This is a genomic window from Sinorhizobium sp. NG07B (assembly GCF_002532005.1).
Taxonomy (GTDB): Bacteria; Pseudomonadota; Alphaproteobacteria; order Rhizobiales; family Rhizobiaceae; genus Sinorhizobium; species Sinorhizobium fredii_C.
The window spans coordinates 55,156-73,587 of the sequence record NZ_NWTD01000008.1 but is presented as its reverse complement, the minus strand read 5'-3'; the positions used below and the strand labels follow the sequence as shown (position 1 = coordinate 73,587).

Here is an 18,432-nt window from a genome sequence, read left to right as displayed (position 1 = left end):
TGGCGAGGGATAGAAACTCCCACCGAAGCGGCGGCCGCATCTGCCAGCAGCCGATCGCTCGTGATGGGTGGACTGCCGCTGTTCGTCGCATCCGTGGGAACGAGCAAGGAGTGGGCAGCACGGGTCATAGCCCAGCGTTGAACGAATGGCTGCAGAAGGTGCAGGACCGGAAATTCGCCTGGCATGCAATTACACCTAATCACACCAGGCCGGCCTTGCGAAGCCCGTCCACGACTAACTCGAAGTCGGCGGGATTTTTGTAGGGCAATACTTTGCGGCGATGTTCCAGAGAATAGTCAGGGTTAACGCAGAACACTTCCTGCCACTCGTGGCGGGCTTCTTCGAAGCGGCCGAGATGGCCGCAGCTCGCCGCCAGGAGCACGCGCGAGACGTCGGTGCCAGGGTTACGGACAAGTCGCCGCTTCAGGATGTCAATTGCCTCTTTGTACCTGTGCAACTGGAACATCGCTTGTGCCTGGAAATGGAGGTATACGTCGGGATAGTATGGGTTCAAGGCTATTGCCTGCTCGAAACACCCGAGTGCCTCCGCAGATCTGCCGGAATAATGCAGTGCGTAGCCGAGATTTTCGTACCCCTCGGCAAGATTTGGAGCGAGGGCGATCAAGCGTTTGGCCGCGCCGATGGCGACGTCGTGCCGTCGCGAATACAATTCGACGATGCCCAGCGCCCAATGCGCGTAAGGATATCGATCGTCGAGCGCCACTGCCCGTGTTGCAAACACTTCCGCTTGTTGCATTGATGTCGATGACGACGGGCCCCACTGGTTTCCGTAATCCAGCATGTTTGCGAAGGCGAGGAATGCGTAGGCGGGAGCGAATTTCGGGTCCAGTTCGATGGCGCGCTGCAACAGTTCCCGACTCTGGGTGTTTTGCTCTCTCGTGAACCGCCACAGCTGCTCTCGGCCACGCAGGAAACAGTCGTACGCTTCCAGGTTGTCGGTGTGCTCGGTCACGAGCCGCTGCTGGTCGCCCTCCGTCAGGTTGAGCGCGAGCGCGCCGACAATTTGCTGCGTCACGTCGTCCTGAACGGCGAAGATGTCTGTCAGGTCGCGATCAAAACGATCCGCCCACAGATGTCCGCCCGTGGTTGCGTCGATAAGCTGTGCGGTAATCCGTACCTTATTGCCGGATTTCCGGACGCTGCCTTCCAGCACGTAGCGCACGTTGAGATTCCGGCCCACCTCCTGAACGTTCACGTTTCTTCCCTTGAAGGTGAAGGACGAATTGCGAGCGATCACGAACAGTTGCGACAGCTTTGAGAGAGCCGTGATGATATCTTCGGAGATACCGTCGGCGAAATACTCCTGCTCGGCATCACCACTCATGTTGGCGAAGGGCAACACGGCGATCGAGAACTTCGGCGGGGGCGCTGTCGGAGGTAAAGCCGCCATGAGTTCGGGAGCCACTGTCTTCGCGTGAGCCGCGGTTCCGACTCGGAGCGAATAGACCCGGATCGGCTCTACGATGTTCTTGAGCTGGGTGTTGCCGAGATCGCTGACCGAAAGGTCGAGTCTGGTCTTGACCTGGCGATAGGCATCCTCGGACAGGCAGATGCCCCCTGGAGCAGCGACGCCCTCAAGGCGCGAAGCGATGTTGACGCCGTCGCCCATCAGGTCGCCGTCGCTTTCCTCCACTACGTCGCCCAGATGAATACCGATCCGAAACTCGATGCGGCGGTCCTGTGGCACGCCGGCATTACGCTCGAACATGCCGTTCTGCACCTCGATGGCGCAGCGCACGGCGTCCACTACACTGCGGAACTCGACCAGCGCCCCATCTCCTGTGCGCTTGATCACGCGCCCGTTGTGAACGGCGACGGTCGGATCAATTAAATCGCTGCGCAGCGCCCGCAACCTAGCCAAAGTACGGTCTTCATCCGCGCCAGCGAGGCGGCTGTAGCCGACCACGTCCGCGGCCAGGATCGCCGCTAGCTTGCGGTTCTCGCTCACAGGGGACCATCTCCTCGTCTCCATAATAACAGGAAGGCACCGGGAAGAGGAGATTTTCGGCGTTCGGTTCAGAGCGACTTTGGGTGAGATCAATGCTCGGCATATGTACGCAGAAATCGTGAATGCTCACAATGTCGAGAACCGATCGGGAGGAGCGGTTGTCCTGTGCCCGTGGCATTGAACACGGCCGAAGTCGTTCCTGGGCAATGGCTGCCGTGGCAATCGTCGGACATTCCTCCCTGTGACGCCGAAAGGCAGCTCGTGGCCATGGGCGTGATTTCGGCCGAGAGCGAACGAAGTTCCGCAAGGGGTCAATTCTGCTCGTTCGTGTAGGTTTCACTAGGGTGGAAGACTTGTCGGTCGTCTTGCTCGTCGGAACGAGCACGTTGCAGGATTCGACAAGCCGTTCTGCATCGGCTTTTCCCGGCACGATGTAGTGCCACTCTATCTTGTGTTCCTTCGACCAGGCGAGGATCGCATCCGAGGTGAACTCCGTGCCATGGTCAGAGACGATCATGCCAGGCTTGCCGCGCGCCGTGCACCATCAGTTCCCGCGCGACGCGACGCCCCGAGATCGAAGGGTCGGGGATTGCTGCCAGACATTCGCGCATCACGTCATCGAGGATGTTGAGCACGCGAAAGCGTCTGCCGCAGGCGAACGCTTGCGAACAGAAGGCCCTTCCTCACGATACAGCCGATAGATGCGGTTGACCCCGGACGGCTCTCCCTCCCGCTTGAGCAGGAAAATCAGCCGCCGATAACCGAAGCGCCGGTCCGCAGATCGGATCCCAAACAGGTCAACGCGCTTCTAAGCGGCACCCACTGAGCGGGTTTGTCCGATCCCTCGACCGTTCGTCACCATCAGCATCTCACCGACTTCTGTATCCATCGCGAATGCTCATTTGGGCCACGCTGGCCTCAAATCGCCTGCCCGTCGCCATCAACTCCCAGCCGATCCGGCTTATCTTGTTCGCCAAGGCAACAGCGACAACGTTCACACCGCGCTCACTGCGTTTACGCCATGCACCTGAAAGACATGCTTGGCGATATCCAAACCGATTGTGCTAACCCTGCTCCATAGGACGGCTCTTCCTCATGTGACTTTCGACAGCCACACTTTGGCACGTTGCGATGCCGGGAGCGGAGGCCGGCCACCACATCAGGTCAAATGCGGGCTGCGAGCTACATAAGGGACGGTCATTTCCCTGCGTTCTCCACATAATGCAACCGCTTGAGGAGAACTCTTATATTCTTTGGAAGTTCGGGTCTGACTCTGAACACGGGAAGTGATCGGAGAAAAGCGACGTTGTAATCGGTTGCTATCACCTGCCGGATATGCGTCGCCACGTCCCTATGGCGCTTCTTCATGTCGCCGTTCCTAAAGAGGAAAAACACCACGACTGAGAGAATGTTCCTTAAATGAGTAGTCGGCCGGGAGCCCCCACTTCTCACGATATTGCTCCGGAGTGAGGCCGTACCTTGCCATCAGGTGGCGTGTCAGAGATTTGAACTTTTCGCCATCCTCAAGGCAGATGATGAAATCGGCTGCCACCGACTTCTTGATCGCCACGGCAGGGCGCTGCTCAACGGCCGGCTCTGTCTGACGTCGCGGAGACGTGCCGCTCAGCGAGGAATACGTCTGCTGGATAAGATAGGTAAGATCGCCGGCAGGAACGACATTGCGACTGAGATAGGCCGCGACGATCCGGCTTGTCAGCTCCAGCTTCCGCTCCTCGTTGCTCGGACGTGATTCGCTCAACATCGCCTCCTTTGTTTTCCTGCCGCTCAGACCGGTTTCGCTCAACGTGCAGGTATTTCGGCCGGAACGAAGGGGGCGCCGGAGGGTGGGGGTGCTTTTCGGCAGATTTCGGGGCATTTTGGCTTGCGTGTCCCGTTCAGTGACCTCCTTAGCATTGCCAGACTCCAACTCGGTTTCTATCCTGACGCATGATCTGCACTTTACTGGTGCGCCTAAGCCCGAGGACACTGGAGCCGATGGCATCTCAGCTAGATATGTTTCCCTCGCCGCTTGAGCCAGGCGACGATGTCGTTGTGAAGCTGCGGCCGCGCTTGAAGCTGCGCGAGCCGAGGCACCTCGATGCCGAGAGCATGGCCCGGCACCTTGAGAAGAGCGGCAGCTATCGCGTGCTCCGTAAACTTGTTGCCCGACAGATCGCCGATAAGCCGCGACCGGGATTTCCGCGCCATGGAGTAATCATTGACACCGAGACAACGGGTCTTGACCACAGCAAGGACGAGATCATCGAAATAGGCGCAGTTGCCTTCACCTTTAACGACGAGGGCCATATCGGCGACGTCACCGGTGTCTACGGCGGCCTGCGGCAGCCGAGTGTCCCGATCCCCCCTGAAATCACCCGCCTCACAGGGATTTCCGACAAGATGGTTGCAGGGCAGATGATCGATGTCGGGCTGCTTGGAGCCCTGGTCGACCCGGCCGATCTCGTGATCGCCCACAATGCCGGATTCGATCGGCCGTTCTGCGAGGCATTCTCCAGCATGTTCGCCGGCAAGGCATGGGCCTGTTCCGTCAAGGAAGTCGATTGGGCGACGCGCGGTTTCGAGGGTACCAAGCTCGGCTATCTGATTGGGCAGAGCGGATACTTCCACGACGGTCATCGGGCCGTCGACGATTGTTTTGCTCTGTTCGAGGTGCTCGCCGGCGCCGGCGGGGTAACGGAGCCAAGTGCTTTTGCGGAACTGCTCGAGACAAGCCAACGCTCGCGCGTGCGCATCTTCGCCGAGCACAGCCCCTTCGACATGAAAAATCATCTGAAGGCTCGGGGATACCGCTGGTCGGATGGTAGTGACGGCCGTCCGAAATCCTGGTGGACCGAAATCAATGAGGAGGAGCTCGCCGCGGAGCTCGCTTTCCTGAGGTCGGAGATCTACCGGTGGGAAGAGGCCGACCCACCGATCAAAAGACTGACGGCGTTTGATCGATATAAGGCTTGATGGGGATGGCTTTGCCGCGCAGGCTCGGACGCCGGTTGTTGTTGAAGCCGAACTTCATCATGACGCCAGCGGCGTACCCCAGTCCGGCTTGCTCGAGGTTGGAACACTATGAAAGCACCGTGGAAATTTTTTGCCCAATTGACGTCGCGGCGACCCTCGGCGAAAGCGCAACAGAGTCCGATTGGGAATGACACCGATCCCAAAGCGATTGAGAGCGAAGTGGATCATACGTCTGCAATTCCGCTCAATTCGACGGTTTCTGCCAGCCCACCTGCTCACGGTGAGGAGGTCTCTATTGATCAAGGGCCGGTCGCATCGGATCAGGCGAAAGGCGATGACGATGTCGCGCCGGCACTAACCTCGCCGATCGATGCTGAAGAGGCTCAAACACCTGCGCGCCTTGAAGCTCACAATTCGGGTGCAGAAGCGAGATCGTTGCTGCCGAAAAGCAGGAATACAAAGTCGCTAAGAAAACCGCGAAACAAGCGCGGAGAACGCGGGAAGAGAGCCAAAGCTCACGTGGCTGTGCAGAGCGCTGCCGCCGAAACGGACCGTCGAAGGGTGCAACCACCGTCTTCACGGGATTTGTTCTTCCGTGACGTGGCAATACTCGACGAAGAAATCAAAACGCTGAGAATCCAACTCGCCCGAAGGCTTCATCTGCAAAACGCTCAGCTTAAAAAGATGCTCGAGCGATTTGAAAGTTCGTGAGCTTGGCGACGCTGCCGACAGGTACGCACTTGCGGCATCCTTGCTCGACGGCAAAACGCTCGCCGCCATCCGATTGAATGAGTTCGAGAGCCTGCTAAGCACGCGACTTCGTCGCAAAGCTGATCATGGCTTATCAAGCAAGGCTTCGCGACGATCTGGGCTGAAGTATTGTCGCTGGGCTGTCCTGAGGCGCAGCGGCGAATACTCTTGGCGCCTTCGCTTTCACGCGCCGGCTATCTTCACGCTTCAGGCAAGCTCGACATCAACTATCCGTAAAGCAGGATGGTAATGGTCGTGTTGACTCTGTCGTGCACTCAGCAGAAAACAGGCAATGACTAAAGGAGGAATTGTTGATGGCTGACGAGAGCAACACAGGACAAGTTGCTGCGACTATAGCGACGGACGCAGAAGGGAAAGCACCAACGGCTAAGAAGCAGAGGACGGCACGAGGCCCGAGAGCGGCTGCCGAACCGGTGCAAGCTACATCAAAGGCGTCGGCTGCTAAACGCAGGAGGTATAGCGAAGAAGAGCGAAACGACAAGCTCAAGCTGATCGAGACCCAAGTCGTCGGGGGCAGCACGCTTAAGGACGCTATCAAGAGCGCCGGCATATCGGAGCAGACCTACTATCAGTGGAAAGGTGCTGCCAAGCCCGCGGAGCAAAAGCTCACGAAGGGCACCAAGCCCGGTCCGGCCGGCGATGAGTTGGCAGATCTTGTCCAGCTCGAAGAGGAAAACCAGAGGCTCCGCAAACGACTGGCGGAAAAGTTGCGAGCGGAAAATGCCGAGCTGCGCAAGAGGCTCGGTCTGAAGTAACCGGGACCGGGAAGCAGGGCGACGTTTTTTGCGCCGCCGTGTTACGCCGGATGCTTGAGTTTGCCCACAGTTGAGATTGAGGCGGCAACTAAAGTCCCTGCTGTCCGCCCGCTCGTTCCAGGTGAATGCACGCCAGCTTCGCGTTGGCGATGAGTTGAAGCGCGCGGGGAAGGGCTGTATTGGTGCGCCAGCAGGAATGCAATGGCGCCGATCGGCGTTACTCTCACAATTTGCTTGGGATTGAAAGTAGATGAAGACGCCGCCACGAAGCTTCGTTGTTGAATTTAAATCGGGGCGACGACAGCCAGCGGCGCGGACGAACTCGATCTGGGGAGATACAGATTTAAAGGCTTTGGCCCGCGAAGTTCAACAGAAAGCCCCACATTTGTTCACTGCCCATGAAGCACCCGGAACATCTGACTCGGGTGAAGCACCGCGCTCTGATCCGATCAATGGGTCTGCGGGAGAAACCGCAGACCCTGTCGAAATTGCTCGAGCAGCGACACCATCGACCGGCAGTGCAGGGCTTGAAACGCCGAAGCGGTCTGAGGCCGACCGTCTGGCCGCCAAGGCTGTCGCGCATGTTCAGAAAAGTGATACCGTCTTGAAGACTCGGCCGGCGCCACCGAGCACCGCGCGTGAACGCGTCAAGCGTGCCCCCGCTCAGACGATCGCACGCAATTCGACGGGTGAGCACCAGGATCTGAAGGCGCGGACCGAGGCTGCTGACAATCCGATCTCTCTCGACGAGCTTGCCGCCCTTGACGCAGACAACAAACGGCTCAAGAGGTTGCTGGCTGATCAGCTTCGTGCACAGAACCTTCGGCTCATGAAGATGCTTGAGCGATTCGATGCCGAATAGCGCGGTCGAACCATAGCGTCTTTGCGAAGAAATCCGCTGAGGCGCGACTTTCGCCGATAACGGTTCCGGGCGATCGTCCGAGATCACGCGCTCCTCGATCTTGAGATAGGGAAAGTCGGAACGGAGCTGCGGAAACCCATTTCACGCTCTTGTTGGCAGCGGAAGGGCACGCTCATGACGATCAACATATTGTTTCGCTCCTTCGGCAAGGCGTTGCCGATCAGCAGCGCTGCGACGCTGCCGGCGGCATATTGATCGTTGCCGATATAGACACTGCGGCGGGAACTGGGCAGATCCGTCGTCAGGCAAACGACAGGGATATCGATCGACCGAAGCTTTCGTATCGCTCGATTGATCGCCGGGTGCTCGCGCCCGATGATCACTGCGCCGTCTGCCCCGCTGCCGTCCTGCTCAATCTGGCGGGCGAGAGCGATGGGATCGACCTCGCTGGTGGTCACGTAAGTGCCCTCGACCTCAACCCCAGCGACTCTTCGATTGACCCCCGGGGCAGCAGCAGCCATCGCGGCATTGAACGTTTCCCCAGAAACGCAAAACAGCCGGATCTGAACAGGCACATCGCCATCGAATGGTGGCGGCGCCGCTTGGGAGGCGACGAGGCGCCGGCACATTCTTGGCGAAGAAGTCGCTGCGTGCAAGCGACCGCGGATAACGGCTTGTCTCTCGCATGGTTCCAAAAACAGAAGTAAGCCTTGATCGCGCTTCCGCACAATATTATTTTAGAAGGCGTAGCGACGTTCGAAGCGGTTCCCTTGGATGGAACGGGCGAGAGCCAGGTAAAGTTGGAAGCGTCGCGATTGGAGCTGCAGGTGGTCGCCCCTCTGCAGCTCTGTCTCTGTTAGGACTTGTCCCCGAGCGCTCTTGACCATTTGCAGCCAATGAGCCTAGCCAGCGATTGATCAGGTTCGGCGCTATAACGGCAGACGATCTAAAGAAGAGGGGGCGAGACAGCGAGTTTGTCTCAACGCAAGAGCACGAAATTGCCTATCTCATGAAGGCCACGAACAAGGCCCGGGAAGAAGTGCTCACGGCCATCCGTGAAGTGGGACCCTTCCGCCAGATGGTGATGGGCTATCTCTCTAAAGACCCGCTCGCTCAAGCGGCAAATGAGAGATAAGCTGGCCATGCTTTCCTTCATGAATAGTCGGTGCTCAGTCGCCCGCCGAACAAGCGGGCGCTTTTCTTTGGTCACCGCGTGGCGTTTGCGCCAGCGTTGCAAGCGCGTTTCATCCGATGATGAATCGGCGTTCTGGGACCAGCGCTCGGACGACGTCACCTTTGCGGATCTGATCGAGCGCGTCCCAACCCCCTTGCAGGTGATAGGGGCGGCTCCTCGAAACTACCGGGCTAATACTTTTGGGCTATCGACCGAGCTAGAAATGGTCCTAGATCGTGCGTTTGCGTTCGAACACCTAATCGTTTCAGAATCGATTTAGCGAGGCTCTTGTGAAAAGCTTGGGCCTCGCCTGTTCTGCCACCGCCTCCGGAAGGCAGATAAGTGCCGGCGTCACGTCGATCAGCTGAGCGGCTGATGCTCTGCCGCGCACCGTCCACGCGGGCTCTTTTTTCTCGACGCGACAAAGGGCGCGGGAGGCGATCCGCGCCGTCGGGCCTAGGCGGGAAAAGGTGATGGAATACCTCGGCAAAAAATAGACCCGCAACAAGCGAGTGCCCGCACCGGGGGACAGGACGGGCACTCTTAACAGGTTGGGGACCTGTGCCGCTGAGGGGTGCGGCACCATTATAAATCATCAGGCTGCCTCTTTGTTCCGCCACGTTGTGGTTGCGCCGAAGAGAGCAGGTCATGACGGATCTTTGGGCTGGGTGCCTTTGCTCGGAGCGGAAGAAGAAGAGGCGAGCTGGTCTACCGCGGTCTGCAACTCCTCGGCCTGGTGGATAATTCCGATGAGCTTCCACACGCCTATGACGATGCTCGTCAGCCACACCGAGTGAACTTAGAGCGTGAATGACCGCCTCGTTTGCTTTCCTCGATCGGCGTGAGGACCGCAATCCCGGAGAGCAAACCTCCGATGGCTGAGAGCAGCAACACCTGCAGCCCATTGCCGGTTCATCCGTGGTCAACGGCGAGATCGGTATCTCTTAGCGGCCGATCATGACGGAAACTGACGCGAATCGATAGTTTCCGATAATTCAAAGTGGCTAATATATACAGCAACTCCGTTATGGTATTCAGTTTACTTCAGCAGCGAGCCTCAGGGGAGGTAAGCATGTTTCAGTTAAGCATTGGATTCGCATTTTTCGCCACCTGTGCTTTGGGGCTACAGCCGTTCACGGCAGTTGCTGCCGACGGCACCGAGATTGCGCGGGGGGAATATCTCGTGACAATTGGCGGCTGCAACGACTGCCACACACCGGGCTATTTCTTCGGAAAACCGGACAGCTCACGTTTTCTCGGCGGTTCCGACGTAGGTTTTGAAATCCCCGGCGAGGGCGTCTTCATCGGTCGCAACATCACGCCTGATAAGGAGACCGGCATCGGCAGTTGGACTAGGGAGCAGATAGTGACTGCGATCCAAACCGGTCAACGGCCCGATGGCCGCGTTCTAGCGCCAATTATGCCGTGGCACGCATTTGCGCATTTAACCGAAGAGGATGCCACTGCAATTGCAGCGTTCCTTCAAAGCTTGCAGCCGGTGAGCCATCAGGTGCCAGGACCGTTCAAGCCAGGGGGAAAGGTGTCAACCTTTATGTTCAGGATCTTGCCACCTGGCGAAACTGCAGCCGCAGCGCCAAAATAGCTTCGCTCTTGATCCATTCGCGAGGCGGTATGCCTCTTTTTGTCAGGCATCGGCAGGTAAACGCCTTTAGTCCTTCCCATCAAGCGCAACCCTCAACGTTCTGATGACGTCGGCCGCGTCGATAGGGCCCTTATTTCCTCCGGTGGAAGGTCGCCGGCGCGACCCGCCGCCACCTGCAGATCGATCACAACATCGTTCGCGCGGTTACCATTCAGAATTTCAACTGCTGTCGTTGGACGCAACCTCGCCTACTTTAAGAAACTGCGGTATATGGTGGCCGAACTGTCGGCCCCGGCTCTAGCAAGCGAAGAAGTGACCGAATACTCGGGTCTCAAACTCGAAGACTTCGTCCCGCTGCCTGTTTCCATGTCGGGAGAGACACTGACTTTACGAGCGCTGTCACAAATTGAACTTGGATGCCTTTGCGTTGTCGAGAGCGGCGCTACCGTTCCAAGGCTTGCGGCGGCAGTAACGTAAAACGTTCCCGTTCTGTGCTCGAATCATCGCGAAAGCATAAAGAATCGATCGGAACTGCGCTGCTGCTTTGGCCAGGGGCATTTCTGTCGGGTTAAGCGGTTAAGCGGTGCTCAGTTGTTTTTGATCTGCTCGACTGCAGCCGCTAGCAGCTCATCCATGATGCTGCGAATCTGAGTATCTGAGAGGATTACGCCGGCCGCATCGAAATCGGTTCTCACCTTTCGGAACACATCATCGTCCCCGGCCTCTTCGAAGTCTGCCTGAACCACGTCCTGCGCATAGGCGCCAGCATCCGTACCGGTCTTGCCAAGCTTTTCGGCGGCCCAGAGGCCGAGCAGCTTATTGCGACGGGCCATGGCCTTGAACTTGGTTTCCTCGTCCATCGCGAACTTCTTTTCGAAACCTTCCTGACGATCTCTTATGCTCACGGCTTAGCCTCCAGTTCCGGTATGATTTCCGACGTGCCCGATATCCGCCAGATCACGGGTTCCTCCAAACCGAGCATGGCGCGGTTGGACGATGCTCGCAAGTCCTGATTATGTCAGCCGGTGGACGCAAGCTCACGGCAATCCGGGTGGGGCGACAGCGAAGTCCTAGCGCCAGTCGTCGAGCACGAAGGCGTCGGCGCGACTGTAACCCGGCTCATTGGGCCTGTGCATTGTGACCCCTTGGATTTCAGTTCGAAAGCCACTCCCGACCAAGTGCCGGTACGCCTCATGGCGGGCCATGTTCACCCCGGCCAGCAGCTTGGGCATCCCCTCTGCTACGGAAAGCGCCTCGCAGGCATGCAGCAAGCTATCGAAGGTCTCCCCAGCCGCCGATCCTGGGCGCACAGCGCCGAACTTGATGAAGCAAACACCGTCGCCTGCTTCGCTGCGTGGCCCATGGTGGCACACGGCAAAACCGTCCAAGCCCGTACCCGCCATATCGCCGACCAGGACCGTCTCCCCAAGCTCCTGCGCCTCTACGGCCTGGATCTCCGCGCCCAGCTCGAGCCCGTCGTAAAGGGCGCCGGTCAGGTCACGGCAAGACTTCAGGCATTCCAGTCTCTGCTCCTCTGTCAGATCGGAATACCGCGACCAGAGCACCGGCTCGGTCTGGTTGTGACGGACCGGCGCCGACATGATGGCCGTGAGGAAACGCGCCCAGTAGCCGTACTTTTGGTACAGTCCCACGTGCTTGGCGCTCTCGGCGAAGGTGAACAGGCCTGCATGCCGCGTGCCCGATGCATCGAAGCTCGCCGTGACGGCCTCGATGAGCCGCGGGCCGATGCCTCGGTCCCAAAGGTTGGGGCGGATCGTCAACGGTCCGAAGAAGCCGACGTTGCCCCAGCGGGTTGCGAAGTTGGAGCCCACCAGTTCACCTCCACCTCAGCGGCGAAGGCAGTGACATGGGGCGCCTGCCAGCGGCCACGTACGTAGTCGCGGTCGGACCAGAACGACGCAGGTTCAGGTGCTCCCAAGAAGGTGCCAAACGCCAGCAGGAAAATTCTTTCGGCTTCCGGCAGATCGGTTTCGGCCAGCGCGCGGATGGCTATGCTCGGTGCAGTCGTTCCCATATCGCGCCTCCTTGGTTCGTTAGGTATGCAGCGCCGATGCGCTGCCCAAGGGCGATGCGGTCGGGCTGTATTCTACTCTTCCCAGAGGAATAGTCACTTCGTGTCAACGCCGCCGCAGATTTCCCCAAAAAGTGCGGAAGTAAAATTCGCCATTTATACCGACGGGGTCGTCATGGAGAGATGGCCATTTTTCGGCGGATGCCCTTGGTTTCGGCGGCGGACTGAAGGCTGGCGGCGTGATCAGCGCCTTCGAGCGGAAATGCTCCGGCATGAGCTCGGGGTGCTGACGCAATCGATAGCTTGAACCCTCGATTTGCACGACGACGGCATGGTGCAGAAGCCTGTCGAGCAGCGCAGTGGTGACGACGGGGTCACCGAAGACATCGCCGCATTCGGCAAAGCCGTGATATGAGGTGAGGATCATTGCGCCGCGGCGATGACTGGCAGATAGCCGATCTCGTCGACGATCAGCAGGCTTGGCCTGCAGGGGAAGCGGATGCGCTCCTGCAGTCTATCTTTTCGTTCGGCTAGTGAGAGCGTGGGGACCAGATCGGCAAGCGTCGTGAAGTAGACGCTCTTTCTGGCCTTGACCGCCTCGCCGTCGAGAGCGGTAGCCAAGTGGCTTTTGCCCGTTCCCGGTGGGCCGAGGAAATGGACAGCCTCACACCGCTCGATGAAGCCGAGCTGTGCGAGGGTGAAGATCCGATCCTTGTCGAGCGAGGGCTAGAAGGAGAAGTCGAAGCCGGCCAGCGTCTTAATCGTCACAAGCCGTCCCATCCGCAGCGCGGTCTTGATAACGGCTATTCTCGCGCAAGGTCAGCTCCTCGGAGAGCAGGATGTCGATCGCTTCAGATGCGGAGAGTTCGAGGCGGTGAACAACATGATCGAGAGCCTCGAGCGCGCGGGGCATCTTGAGGCCGACGAGATCGTGGAGAATGCGATCGATCATTGAGGATGCGGTATCGAGGGCGGCACTCATGAGCGATTCTCCCGTGCCATGGCTTTGCCGACGGCGTCATAGAAGGCCAGCGATCGATGAGAGACTCTGTCGCCAGCGCCCTGAAGAACGACGCTGCTGTCAGTGGACGGCGGCCGTGAACGCTGGGAGGCTATGCTTCGACGGTGATCACCGCATCGGGCATTCGAAAGCCGCACTCCTCCGATGGCACCGCGAAAACTGCTTCAAACATTAAGGCTGCAGTGATTTCAGAGCGAGCATCATGGGGTCCGCGGTTCGATTCTCCTCAAGGCGAGGGATAGGAGTCGACCTCCCGGACTGGACGGCTTGTTGCCGCCTCCCAATCGTCTCAGTTGGGTAACCGGCGCGAGGTTCGGAAGGGCGGCTGCGGCGAGGGCCTCCACTCATGGCCCAGCGGGCCAAGGTCGGCCTTGGGGTTGACAGCGGCGGTACTTTTATGAGCTTTTGTATTGGGAATTCTCATTCTGTGCTCAGAAGATCGCATAATGTATCCACTGGAGCGACTTCGCCAGTAGGCTGGCAGGCCACCCCCGCTCTTACGACCTCGACGCAGGCCGGCCACATTCTTTGAATGCCAGAAATGCGTTCATGGCAAAGCAGCCGAAGCATCTTTTCCCTGCCTCGCGCGTTTCGCTGCACCAACGGGGGTTTGCATGCGTCTTTATCAATGCGATGTGAGCGGATTGCCGCTTTATTTCGACAACCATTTCAGCGTCGGCGCGAACAACGCACCGGTTGGATTCGTAGCGGACACCCTGACGCTGCATACCCTCACCAACGCTGGCGAAGGTCTTTGGCGGATCCCGTCGCGCCCAGACCGGCTTTGGAAGTTTTGCGTCAACGCGCCGATTGACGGTAGCAACTGGCTTGTGAATGCTGATGATCCAAACCCGCTGGCTATCCCCGCCCGCTACAACCGCATCATCCCCAGCACGGGCACGGCGCAAGGCCGCGAGCGATTCCACAAAATCGGAGCCGCCCAACGTCATCTCTTTTACTCCATCCTGCGTTTTGACATTCCCTGTCCCGATCGGGGCAGCGACCCCCACGGGGGTCTTGTCTTCGACTTCCTGGAAGACGCGATCGACGATCTTGGTCATTCGGTCCCGGCCATGACCGGACACGAGGATGGCCTCATCAGCATTCGCGCCGCTGAGGCGGACGATGCGGTGCGGGAGACGGTTCGCGTGTCGATGGGAGAGCCTTACCGCACACTGCTCGGCCACTTCAGGCATGAGATCGGTCACTTCTTCTTTCAGCAGCTTGTCGCAGGCACCGACATGCTTGCCGAAGCGCGGCAGCTGTTTGGCGACGAACGGGAAGACTACGACTCCGCCCTTCAGAAGCACCACGGCGAAGGAAGCTTTGTCGATTGGCGGCAGCGCTTCATCTCGGCTTACGCGAGCTGCCATCCGGCCGAGGATTTTGCGGAATGCTGGGCGCACTTCTTCCATATCGTCGATACGCTGGAATCGGCACGCGCTTTCGGTCTTTCGGTCGAGCCCTTCCGGCATCGCGATCTCGACGCCGAGGTAAAGTTCGACCCATACCGCGCCGAGAGCGCCCAGCAGTTGGTCGAAGCCTGGGTTCCGATCAGCTTGGCGTTGAACACGTTTCAGCGCTCGATGGGACAACGCGACATCTATCCCTTTGTCCTGGCGCCGCCCGTGATTGAGAAGCTGGATTTCATAAACAGGCTGATCAAAGCGGTACGGCAAGGCAGTCTTCGACGGACGTCGCTAGCTGGATGAGGCGCACCTCATGTTTGAGCATCGCGATCTCGCGTGCCCAGCAGTGGGCGCCGCCGCTTGCCTCCATGCCAGATAGACATGGACGCCGCTGCTGGTCATTGTAGCGCAGCAACTTGCTTCGCAATTTCCGATTGAACAGGGGCAAGCTTTCAAAGAGTGTCGTGAGCGTGGAAAAGTGTTTAGCTTAGTCCAGACCAATGATGGGAAAACGGTGCCTTCTTTGTGGCGTTCGAGCAATGACCACGGTTCAGCACTTGTCTTTGTCAGAGCGGGCCGTTCCACCCCGGCACATCCAAATGTCAGACATAGGTGCATTTTCCATTTGCAAGACCTAGTCGCTGGCGAAGGGATCGAAATGCATGTCAGAGACTGTCTGGAAGCATTTGAGAGTTCAGTCGGTGAACTCGACGATGACCCCCGGCTTGACCATCTCCGCCAATTCCTCGGCGTCCCAGTTCGTCAGGCGGATGCATCCGTGCGACCCCGCCTTGTCGATCAGCGATGGTTCCGGCGTGCCGTGGATCCCGTAGGTCGGCTCCGTCAGGTCGATCCAGACGCTTCCGACGGGGCCATTCGGGCCTTTGGGCAGCGTCAGAGCCTTATTGTTGTTGCCCTGCTGGAAATTGATCTTGGGGTTGTATTCGTAGGGGGGCATGCGAGCGACCCCCTTGACCTTGTGGGTGCCGGAGGGCGAAGGCGATTCTTCGCTGCCGATGGTGGCGGGGTATACGGCCAGCAGCGAGCCGTCCTCGGCGAATGCCAGGACTTGCCCCGCTTGCCGGCGCGCCTCGATGCGTTTGACCTTGCCTTCCATCGCGGCACCGGGAATGGCCACCGACACCGTTTCGCCTGCGGCAAACGCGGTGCCCGGATTGAGCGCCTTCAGGAGGTCGATATCCATGTGAAAGCGTTCGGACAGCCTTTCCGCGACGCTTGTATAGCCGAGGTGCTCCATCCTGGCCTGCTCGGCATAGTCTTCGGGAATGCTCTCAACGAGGTCCTTGGCATCGTCATCGGAGATGACATAGGGCTCGATGACCGGCTTATCGGTCGGAAGCTTTTCGATGACCCTAGGGTCCAGCTTTCCGTCGACGGGAAGACCTTGCAGGGCCTCGAATCCGGCAATCGCTTTGGCGACGTTCTCGCCGTAATAGCCGTCGACCACTCCAGGCGACGAACCGGCGCGATCCAGAAGGACCTGGAGACGAATGATGGCCGGTTGCGGTCGAGGCGGGGCTTCGGGCGGTCGCTCCGGCGGAATGGAATCGATCGACGCCTTGTTGATGGCGTCGGGCTGGAGTTCCTGGGCGCTGGCGGAGGCGCAGAGCGCCAGTGTGAGGGATGCTGCGAACAAGGCGATTTTTTTCATGACCATCAAATGTACGACCACCGAACTTGTTCCGGCGGCTGCTTCCGCAGATTTGGTGAAAGAGGCAGAGCGAGGTGACCGCACCCCCACTCGAACTCCGCGCCATGCCCTTCGGCCCGGCTCCTCTTGCTTCCCGGCCTACGGCAGCGTGCCTCCAGGATGAGCCGCGGGTGCTTGAGCGGCGGGGCACATAGGATATGGAACGAGCGTTCCATTTCAAATTTGACGGAATAAATATTTGCTTTGACCGCGGTCGCGGATAACATCGCCTGAGAGGCTTTCTCGGACCGTTCTGCTGGCTTGCACAAGTCGGCGTCATAGCCACTCTTCCGGACTGCCATCATCGTCAACGGATACGACCAATGAGTACATCCAAGACCTCTCCCTTCCCGCTGGCGGCCTGCGCGGAAATGCTCTGGCGCGACAAGCCGATCGAGTGGCGCGCCTCGCGCCTGAAAGAAATGGGTTTCGGCGTTGGCCTCTGGAATTGGCCGGAGCACGATCTCAATAAGCTGGAAGCGACCGGCGCGACCTTCACGATCATGAACGGCTATCTGACGGGCCGTCTGACGGACGACGACGGTGCAGCAGAACTCCTCAGAACGGCGCGCGAGACCGCGCAGGTTGGAAAGCGGCTTGGCGTTCAGCGGCTCAACCTGCATGGTACAGGTTTGGGAGACGGAGGCCTGCCTGTCCAGCCGATCGAAGTCGTCACCGGCGCGATGTGGCTGAGGGCCCGTGACACGCTCTGCCATATCGTGGATATGGCTGAAGAAGAGGGGGCCATCTTCACGCTCGAGAACCTCAACCTGCCGGTCGACCATCCGGGCGTGCCCTTCGGGCGCGCCGAAGAGACGCTGGCGCTGGTCTCAAGCGTCAATCATCCGCGGCTCCGCCTCAATCTCGATCTCTACCATGCCCAGATTGGCGAAGGGAACCTAATCGAACTCTGCCGCAAGTGTCTGCCTTGGATCGGCGAGATCCAGGTGGCTGATGTCCCCGGCCGCTGCGAACCCGGCACCGGTGAGGTCAACTGGAACGGTATCGCCAAGGCGCTGAATGCCATGGGCTATTCCGGCCCGATTGGCATGGAAGCCTGGGCCGCTGGCGATCCCGAAGCCGCGCTGGACGCATTTCGCGCCGCATTCACGATCTGACTGTTTATTACCCTGGCGGCGAAGAGGCTCATCGTCCGCTGACAGGGGCGGTTCCGGATCGAGTTCAGGCTATACGCTCTCCGGCGTGATAATCTCGAACGGAACGACGCGCTGCAGGATCGTCGTGCTGTTGCGCTGTTCCAGCGAGTCGACCATGGTCGCAATCAATTCGTCCGAGGTCCGCTCAAGCGGATGGCAGATGGCGGCGGTGATCAGCCCCTCGGTCAATCCCTTGCGGGTCTCGGGGCCGATGTCGCGGCAGACAATCCTGACCTTGCTTCGCTTTTCCTCCGGGGCTTCGCGCAGCGCGCGCAGAACCAGCATTAACGACAAAGATTGGGAAGGCGGTGCTGTTTCCCGACAACCGCTCGATCCGCAACCCCTACAAGCTCCTCCTGAAACTGCGCGAAAAGTTTCTCGCTCTCGGAGGCAGGATCGAGCAGGGCGAGGTCGCGGGTTTTGATAGTGGCGATCGCGTCAAAGCCGTCCGCCTGAAGGATGGCCGTTCGGTTGCTGCCTCTCGAGTCGTGCTCGCAGCCGGCGCCTATACCGGCAAGCTGGCGCGGCTTCTCGGCGAACCGGTCCCGCTCGAGACCGAGCGTGGCTACCACACCCAGATCATGGCGCCGGGAATCTCGATGCGCCACTCGATCATCTGGCCGGCGCGCGCCTTCATGGTGACGCCGACGGCCGGCGGCATTCGCGTCGGCGGCACGGTTGAGATGGCCGGTCTCGAGGCGGCGCCTGACTACCGGCGGGCGAAAGTGCTGGTCAAGCGGGCGCGCGAGGCGCTGCAGGATCTGCGGGCCGAGAAGGCGACGGAGTGGATGGGCCACCGGCCGGCGCTTCCCGATACGGTGCCGATCATCGGCCCTTCCGCGAAACACCGCGGCATCTTCTACGCCACCGGCCATGGGCATCTGGGCCTTACCTATGCGGCGACGACCGGACGGCTGATCGCCGATCTCGTGACGGGCGCTGAGCCGCCGGTCGATCTCAAACCATACCGCGTCGACCGGTTCTGACGGCGAGCG

The 18,432-nt window shown here is 59.4% G+C and carries 16 protein-coding genes and 4 pseudogenes; 10 read left to right on the top strand and 10 right to left on the bottom strand.

Translation table 11 applies throughout. The annotated features are described in order from the left end of the window. Window positions 1-199 precede the first annotated feature (199 nt). The 3 genes and pseudogenes from CO664_RS22595 to CO664_RS22585 all read right to left on the bottom strand — a co-directional run bounded on the left by CO664_RS22595 (window position 200) and on the right by CO664_RS22585 (window position 3,728). On the bottom strand, window positions 200-1,969 hold the full coding sequence (locus tag CO664_RS22595; protein ID WP_097539966.1) for an adenylate/guanylate cyclase domain-containing protein: 1,770 nt from the start codon (window positions 1,967-1,969) through the stop codon (window positions 200-202). Between the two features lie 418 nt (window positions 1,970-2,387). Further along, a pseudogene (locus tag CO664_RS31290) lies at window positions 2,388-2,741 on the bottom strand (DDE-type integrase/transposase/recombinase); the annotation flags it as partial. 606 nt (window positions 2,742-3,347) lie between these two features. Beyond that, window positions 3,348-3,728, bottom strand: a complete 381-nt coding sequence (locus tag CO664_RS22585) for a MucR family transcriptional regulator (protein WP_097540027.1) — start codon at window positions 3,726-3,728, stop codon at window positions 3,348-3,350. Between the two features lie 236 nt (window positions 3,729-3,964). On the opposite strand from CO664_RS22585, the gene CO664_RS22580 reads away from it, so the two are divergent. The 4 genes from CO664_RS22580 (at window position 3,965) to CO664_RS22565 (ending at window position 7,330) form a co-directional block, all read left to right on the top strand. Then, window positions 3,965-4,942, top strand: a complete 978-nt coding sequence (locus CO664_RS22580) for a 3'-5' exonuclease (protein WP_037424541.1) — start codon at window positions 3,965-3,967, stop codon at window positions 4,940-4,942. 108 nt (window positions 4,943-5,050) lie between these two features. Then, window positions 5,051-5,653 (top strand): hypothetical protein, encoded by a 603-nt coding sequence (locus CO664_RS22575; RefSeq protein ID WP_083854269.1) that lies wholly within the window; start codon window positions 5,051-5,053, stop codon window positions 5,651-5,653. A gap of 353 nt (window positions 5,654-6,006) precedes the next feature. Beyond that, window positions 6,007-6,468 (top strand): transposase, encoded by a 462-nt coding sequence (locus tag CO664_RS22570; protein ID WP_097527473.1) that lies wholly within the window; start codon window positions 6,007-6,009, stop codon window positions 6,466-6,468. Window positions 6,469-6,718: 250 nt separating this feature from the next. Further along, window positions 6,719-7,330: a hypothetical protein gene (locus CO664_RS22565; RefSeq protein ID WP_097540026.1), complete on the top strand. Its 612-nt coding sequence runs from the start codon at window positions 6,719-6,721 to the stop codon at window positions 7,328-7,330. A gap of 83 nt (window positions 7,331-7,413) precedes the next feature. Here CO664_RS22565 and CO664_RS22560 read toward each other — a convergent pair whose 3' ends face one another. Further along, entirely contained in the window at window positions 7,414-7,905 is a 492-nt protein-coding gene (locus CO664_RS22560; protein WP_234820304.1) for a substrate-binding domain-containing protein, read from the bottom strand. Window positions 7,906-8,261: 356 nt separating this feature from the next. Here CO664_RS22560 and CO664_RS22555 point away from each other — a divergent pair, with 356 nt between their 5' ends. The 3 genes from CO664_RS22555 (at window position 8,262) to CO664_RS22540 (ending at window position 10,107) form a co-directional block, all read left to right on the top strand. Further along, window positions 8,262-8,465 (top strand): DUF3606 domain-containing protein, encoded by a 204-nt coding sequence (locus CO664_RS22555; protein WP_097540025.1) that lies wholly within the window; start codon window positions 8,262-8,264, stop codon window positions 8,463-8,465. A gap of 419 nt (window positions 8,466-8,884) precedes the next feature. Then, window positions 8,885-9,001, top strand: coding sequence for a DUF3606 domain-containing protein (locus CO664_RS31600; protein WP_083854275.1), 117 nt, complete (start codon window positions 8,885-8,887; stop codon window positions 8,999-9,001). A gap of 575 nt (window positions 9,002-9,576) precedes the next feature. Continuing rightward, a complete protein-coding gene (locus CO664_RS22540; RefSeq protein WP_097539964.1) occupies window positions 9,577-10,107 on the top strand; it encodes a cytochrome c in 531 nt (176 codons plus the stop codon). A gap of 587 nt (window positions 10,108-10,694) precedes the next feature. Here the strand turns inward: CO664_RS22540 and CO664_RS22535 are convergent. From CO664_RS22535 to CO664_RS22525, 4 genes and pseudogenes are all read right to left on the bottom strand, one after another. Further along, window positions 10,695-11,012 (bottom strand): DUF1476 domain-containing protein, encoded by a 318-nt coding sequence (locus CO664_RS22535; RefSeq protein WP_037424553.1) that lies wholly within the window; start codon window positions 11,010-11,012, stop codon window positions 10,695-10,697. Between the two features lie 165 nt (window positions 11,013-11,177). Further along, window positions 11,178-11,939, bottom strand: a complete 762-nt coding sequence (locus tag CO664_RS22530) for a hypothetical protein (protein WP_202859981.1) — start codon at window positions 11,937-11,939, stop codon at window positions 11,178-11,180. Further along, window positions 11,885-12,142: a hypothetical protein gene (locus CO664_RS31000; protein WP_202859980.1), complete on the bottom strand. Its 258-nt coding sequence runs from the start codon at window positions 12,140-12,142 to the stop codon at window positions 11,885-11,887. The genes CO664_RS22530 and CO664_RS31000 overlap by 55 nt, the downstream gene beginning before the upstream one ends. A gap of 153 nt (window positions 12,143-12,295) precedes the next feature. Next, window positions 12,296-13,121, bottom strand: a pseudogene (locus CO664_RS22525) (ATP-binding protein). A gap of 653 nt (window positions 13,122-13,774) precedes the next feature. On the opposite strand from CO664_RS22525, the gene CO664_RS22515 reads away from it, so the two are divergent. After that, the gene (locus CO664_RS22515) at window positions 13,775-14,872 is read left to right on the top strand and encodes a putative zinc-binding metallopeptidase (protein WP_097539963.1); all 1,098 of its coding nucleotides are present in this window, start codon (window positions 13,775-13,777) and stop codon (window positions 14,870-14,872) included. A 391-nt stretch (window positions 14,873-15,263) separates the two neighbouring features. Here the strand turns inward: CO664_RS22515 and CO664_RS22510 are convergent, their stop codons facing one another. Next, entirely contained in the window at window positions 15,264-16,247 is a 984-nt protein-coding gene (locus CO664_RS22510) for a L,D-transpeptidase (protein ID WP_037424561.1), read from the bottom strand. A 356-nt stretch (window positions 16,248-16,603) separates the two neighbouring features. Here CO664_RS22510 and CO664_RS22500 point away from each other — a divergent pair, with 356 nt between their 5' ends. Then, window positions 16,604-17,398: a TIM barrel protein gene (locus CO664_RS22500; RefSeq protein WP_097539962.1), complete on the top strand. Its 795-nt coding sequence runs from the start codon at window positions 16,604-16,606 to the stop codon at window positions 17,396-17,398. Between the two features lie 69 nt (window positions 17,399-17,467). On the opposite strand, the pseudogene CO664_RS22495 reads toward CO664_RS22500, so the two are convergent. Next, window positions 17,468-17,716, bottom strand: a pseudogene (locus CO664_RS22495) (LacI family transcriptional regulator); the annotation flags it as partial. Between CO664_RS22495 and CO664_RS22490 the strand changes: the two are divergent. Then, window positions 17,713-18,423, top strand: a pseudogene (locus CO664_RS22490) (FAD-binding oxidoreductase); the annotation flags it as partial. The pseudogenes CO664_RS22495 and CO664_RS22490 sit on opposite strands and share 4 nt — an antisense overlap. Window positions 18,424-18,432 lie beyond the last annotated feature (9 nt).

What these genes read in the sequence shown, in the direction of transcription:
- CO664_RS22580 (WP_037424541.1), top strand. Translation starts at nt 3,965, where the DNA reads ATGGCATCTCAGCTAGATATGTTTCCCTCGCCGCTTGAGCCAGGCGAC.
- CO664_RS22575 (WP_083854269.1), top strand. Translation starts at nt 5,051, where the DNA reads ATGAAAGCACCGTGGAAATTTTTTGCCCAATTGACGTCGCGGCGACCC.
- CO664_RS22570 (WP_097527473.1), top strand. Translation starts at nt 6,007, where the DNA reads ATGGCTGACGAGAGCAACACAGGACAAGTTGCTGCGACTATAGCGACG.
- CO664_RS22565 (WP_097540026.1), top strand. Translation starts at nt 6,719, where the DNA reads ATGAAGACGCCGCCACGAAGCTTCGTTGTTGAATTTAAATCGGGGCGA.
- CO664_RS22540 (WP_097539964.1), top strand. Translation starts at nt 9,577, where the DNA reads ATGTTTCAGTTAAGCATTGGATTCGCATTTTTCGCCACCTGTGCTTTG.
- CO664_RS31000 (WP_202859980.1), bottom strand. Translation starts at nt 12,142, where the DNA reads ATGGGAACGACTGCACCGAGCATAGCCATCCGCGCGCTGGCCGAAACC.
- CO664_RS22515 (WP_097539963.1), top strand. Translation starts at nt 13,775, where the DNA reads ATGCGTCTTTATCAATGCGATGTGAGCGGATTGCCGCTTTATTTCGAC.
- CO664_RS22510 (WP_037424561.1), bottom strand. Translation starts at nt 16,247, where the DNA reads ATGGTCATGAAAAAAATCGCCTTGTTCGCAGCATCCCTCACACTGGCG.
- CO664_RS22500 (WP_097539962.1), top strand. Translation starts at nt 16,604, where the DNA reads ATGAGTACATCCAAGACCTCTCCCTTCCCGCTGGCGGCCTGCGCGGAA.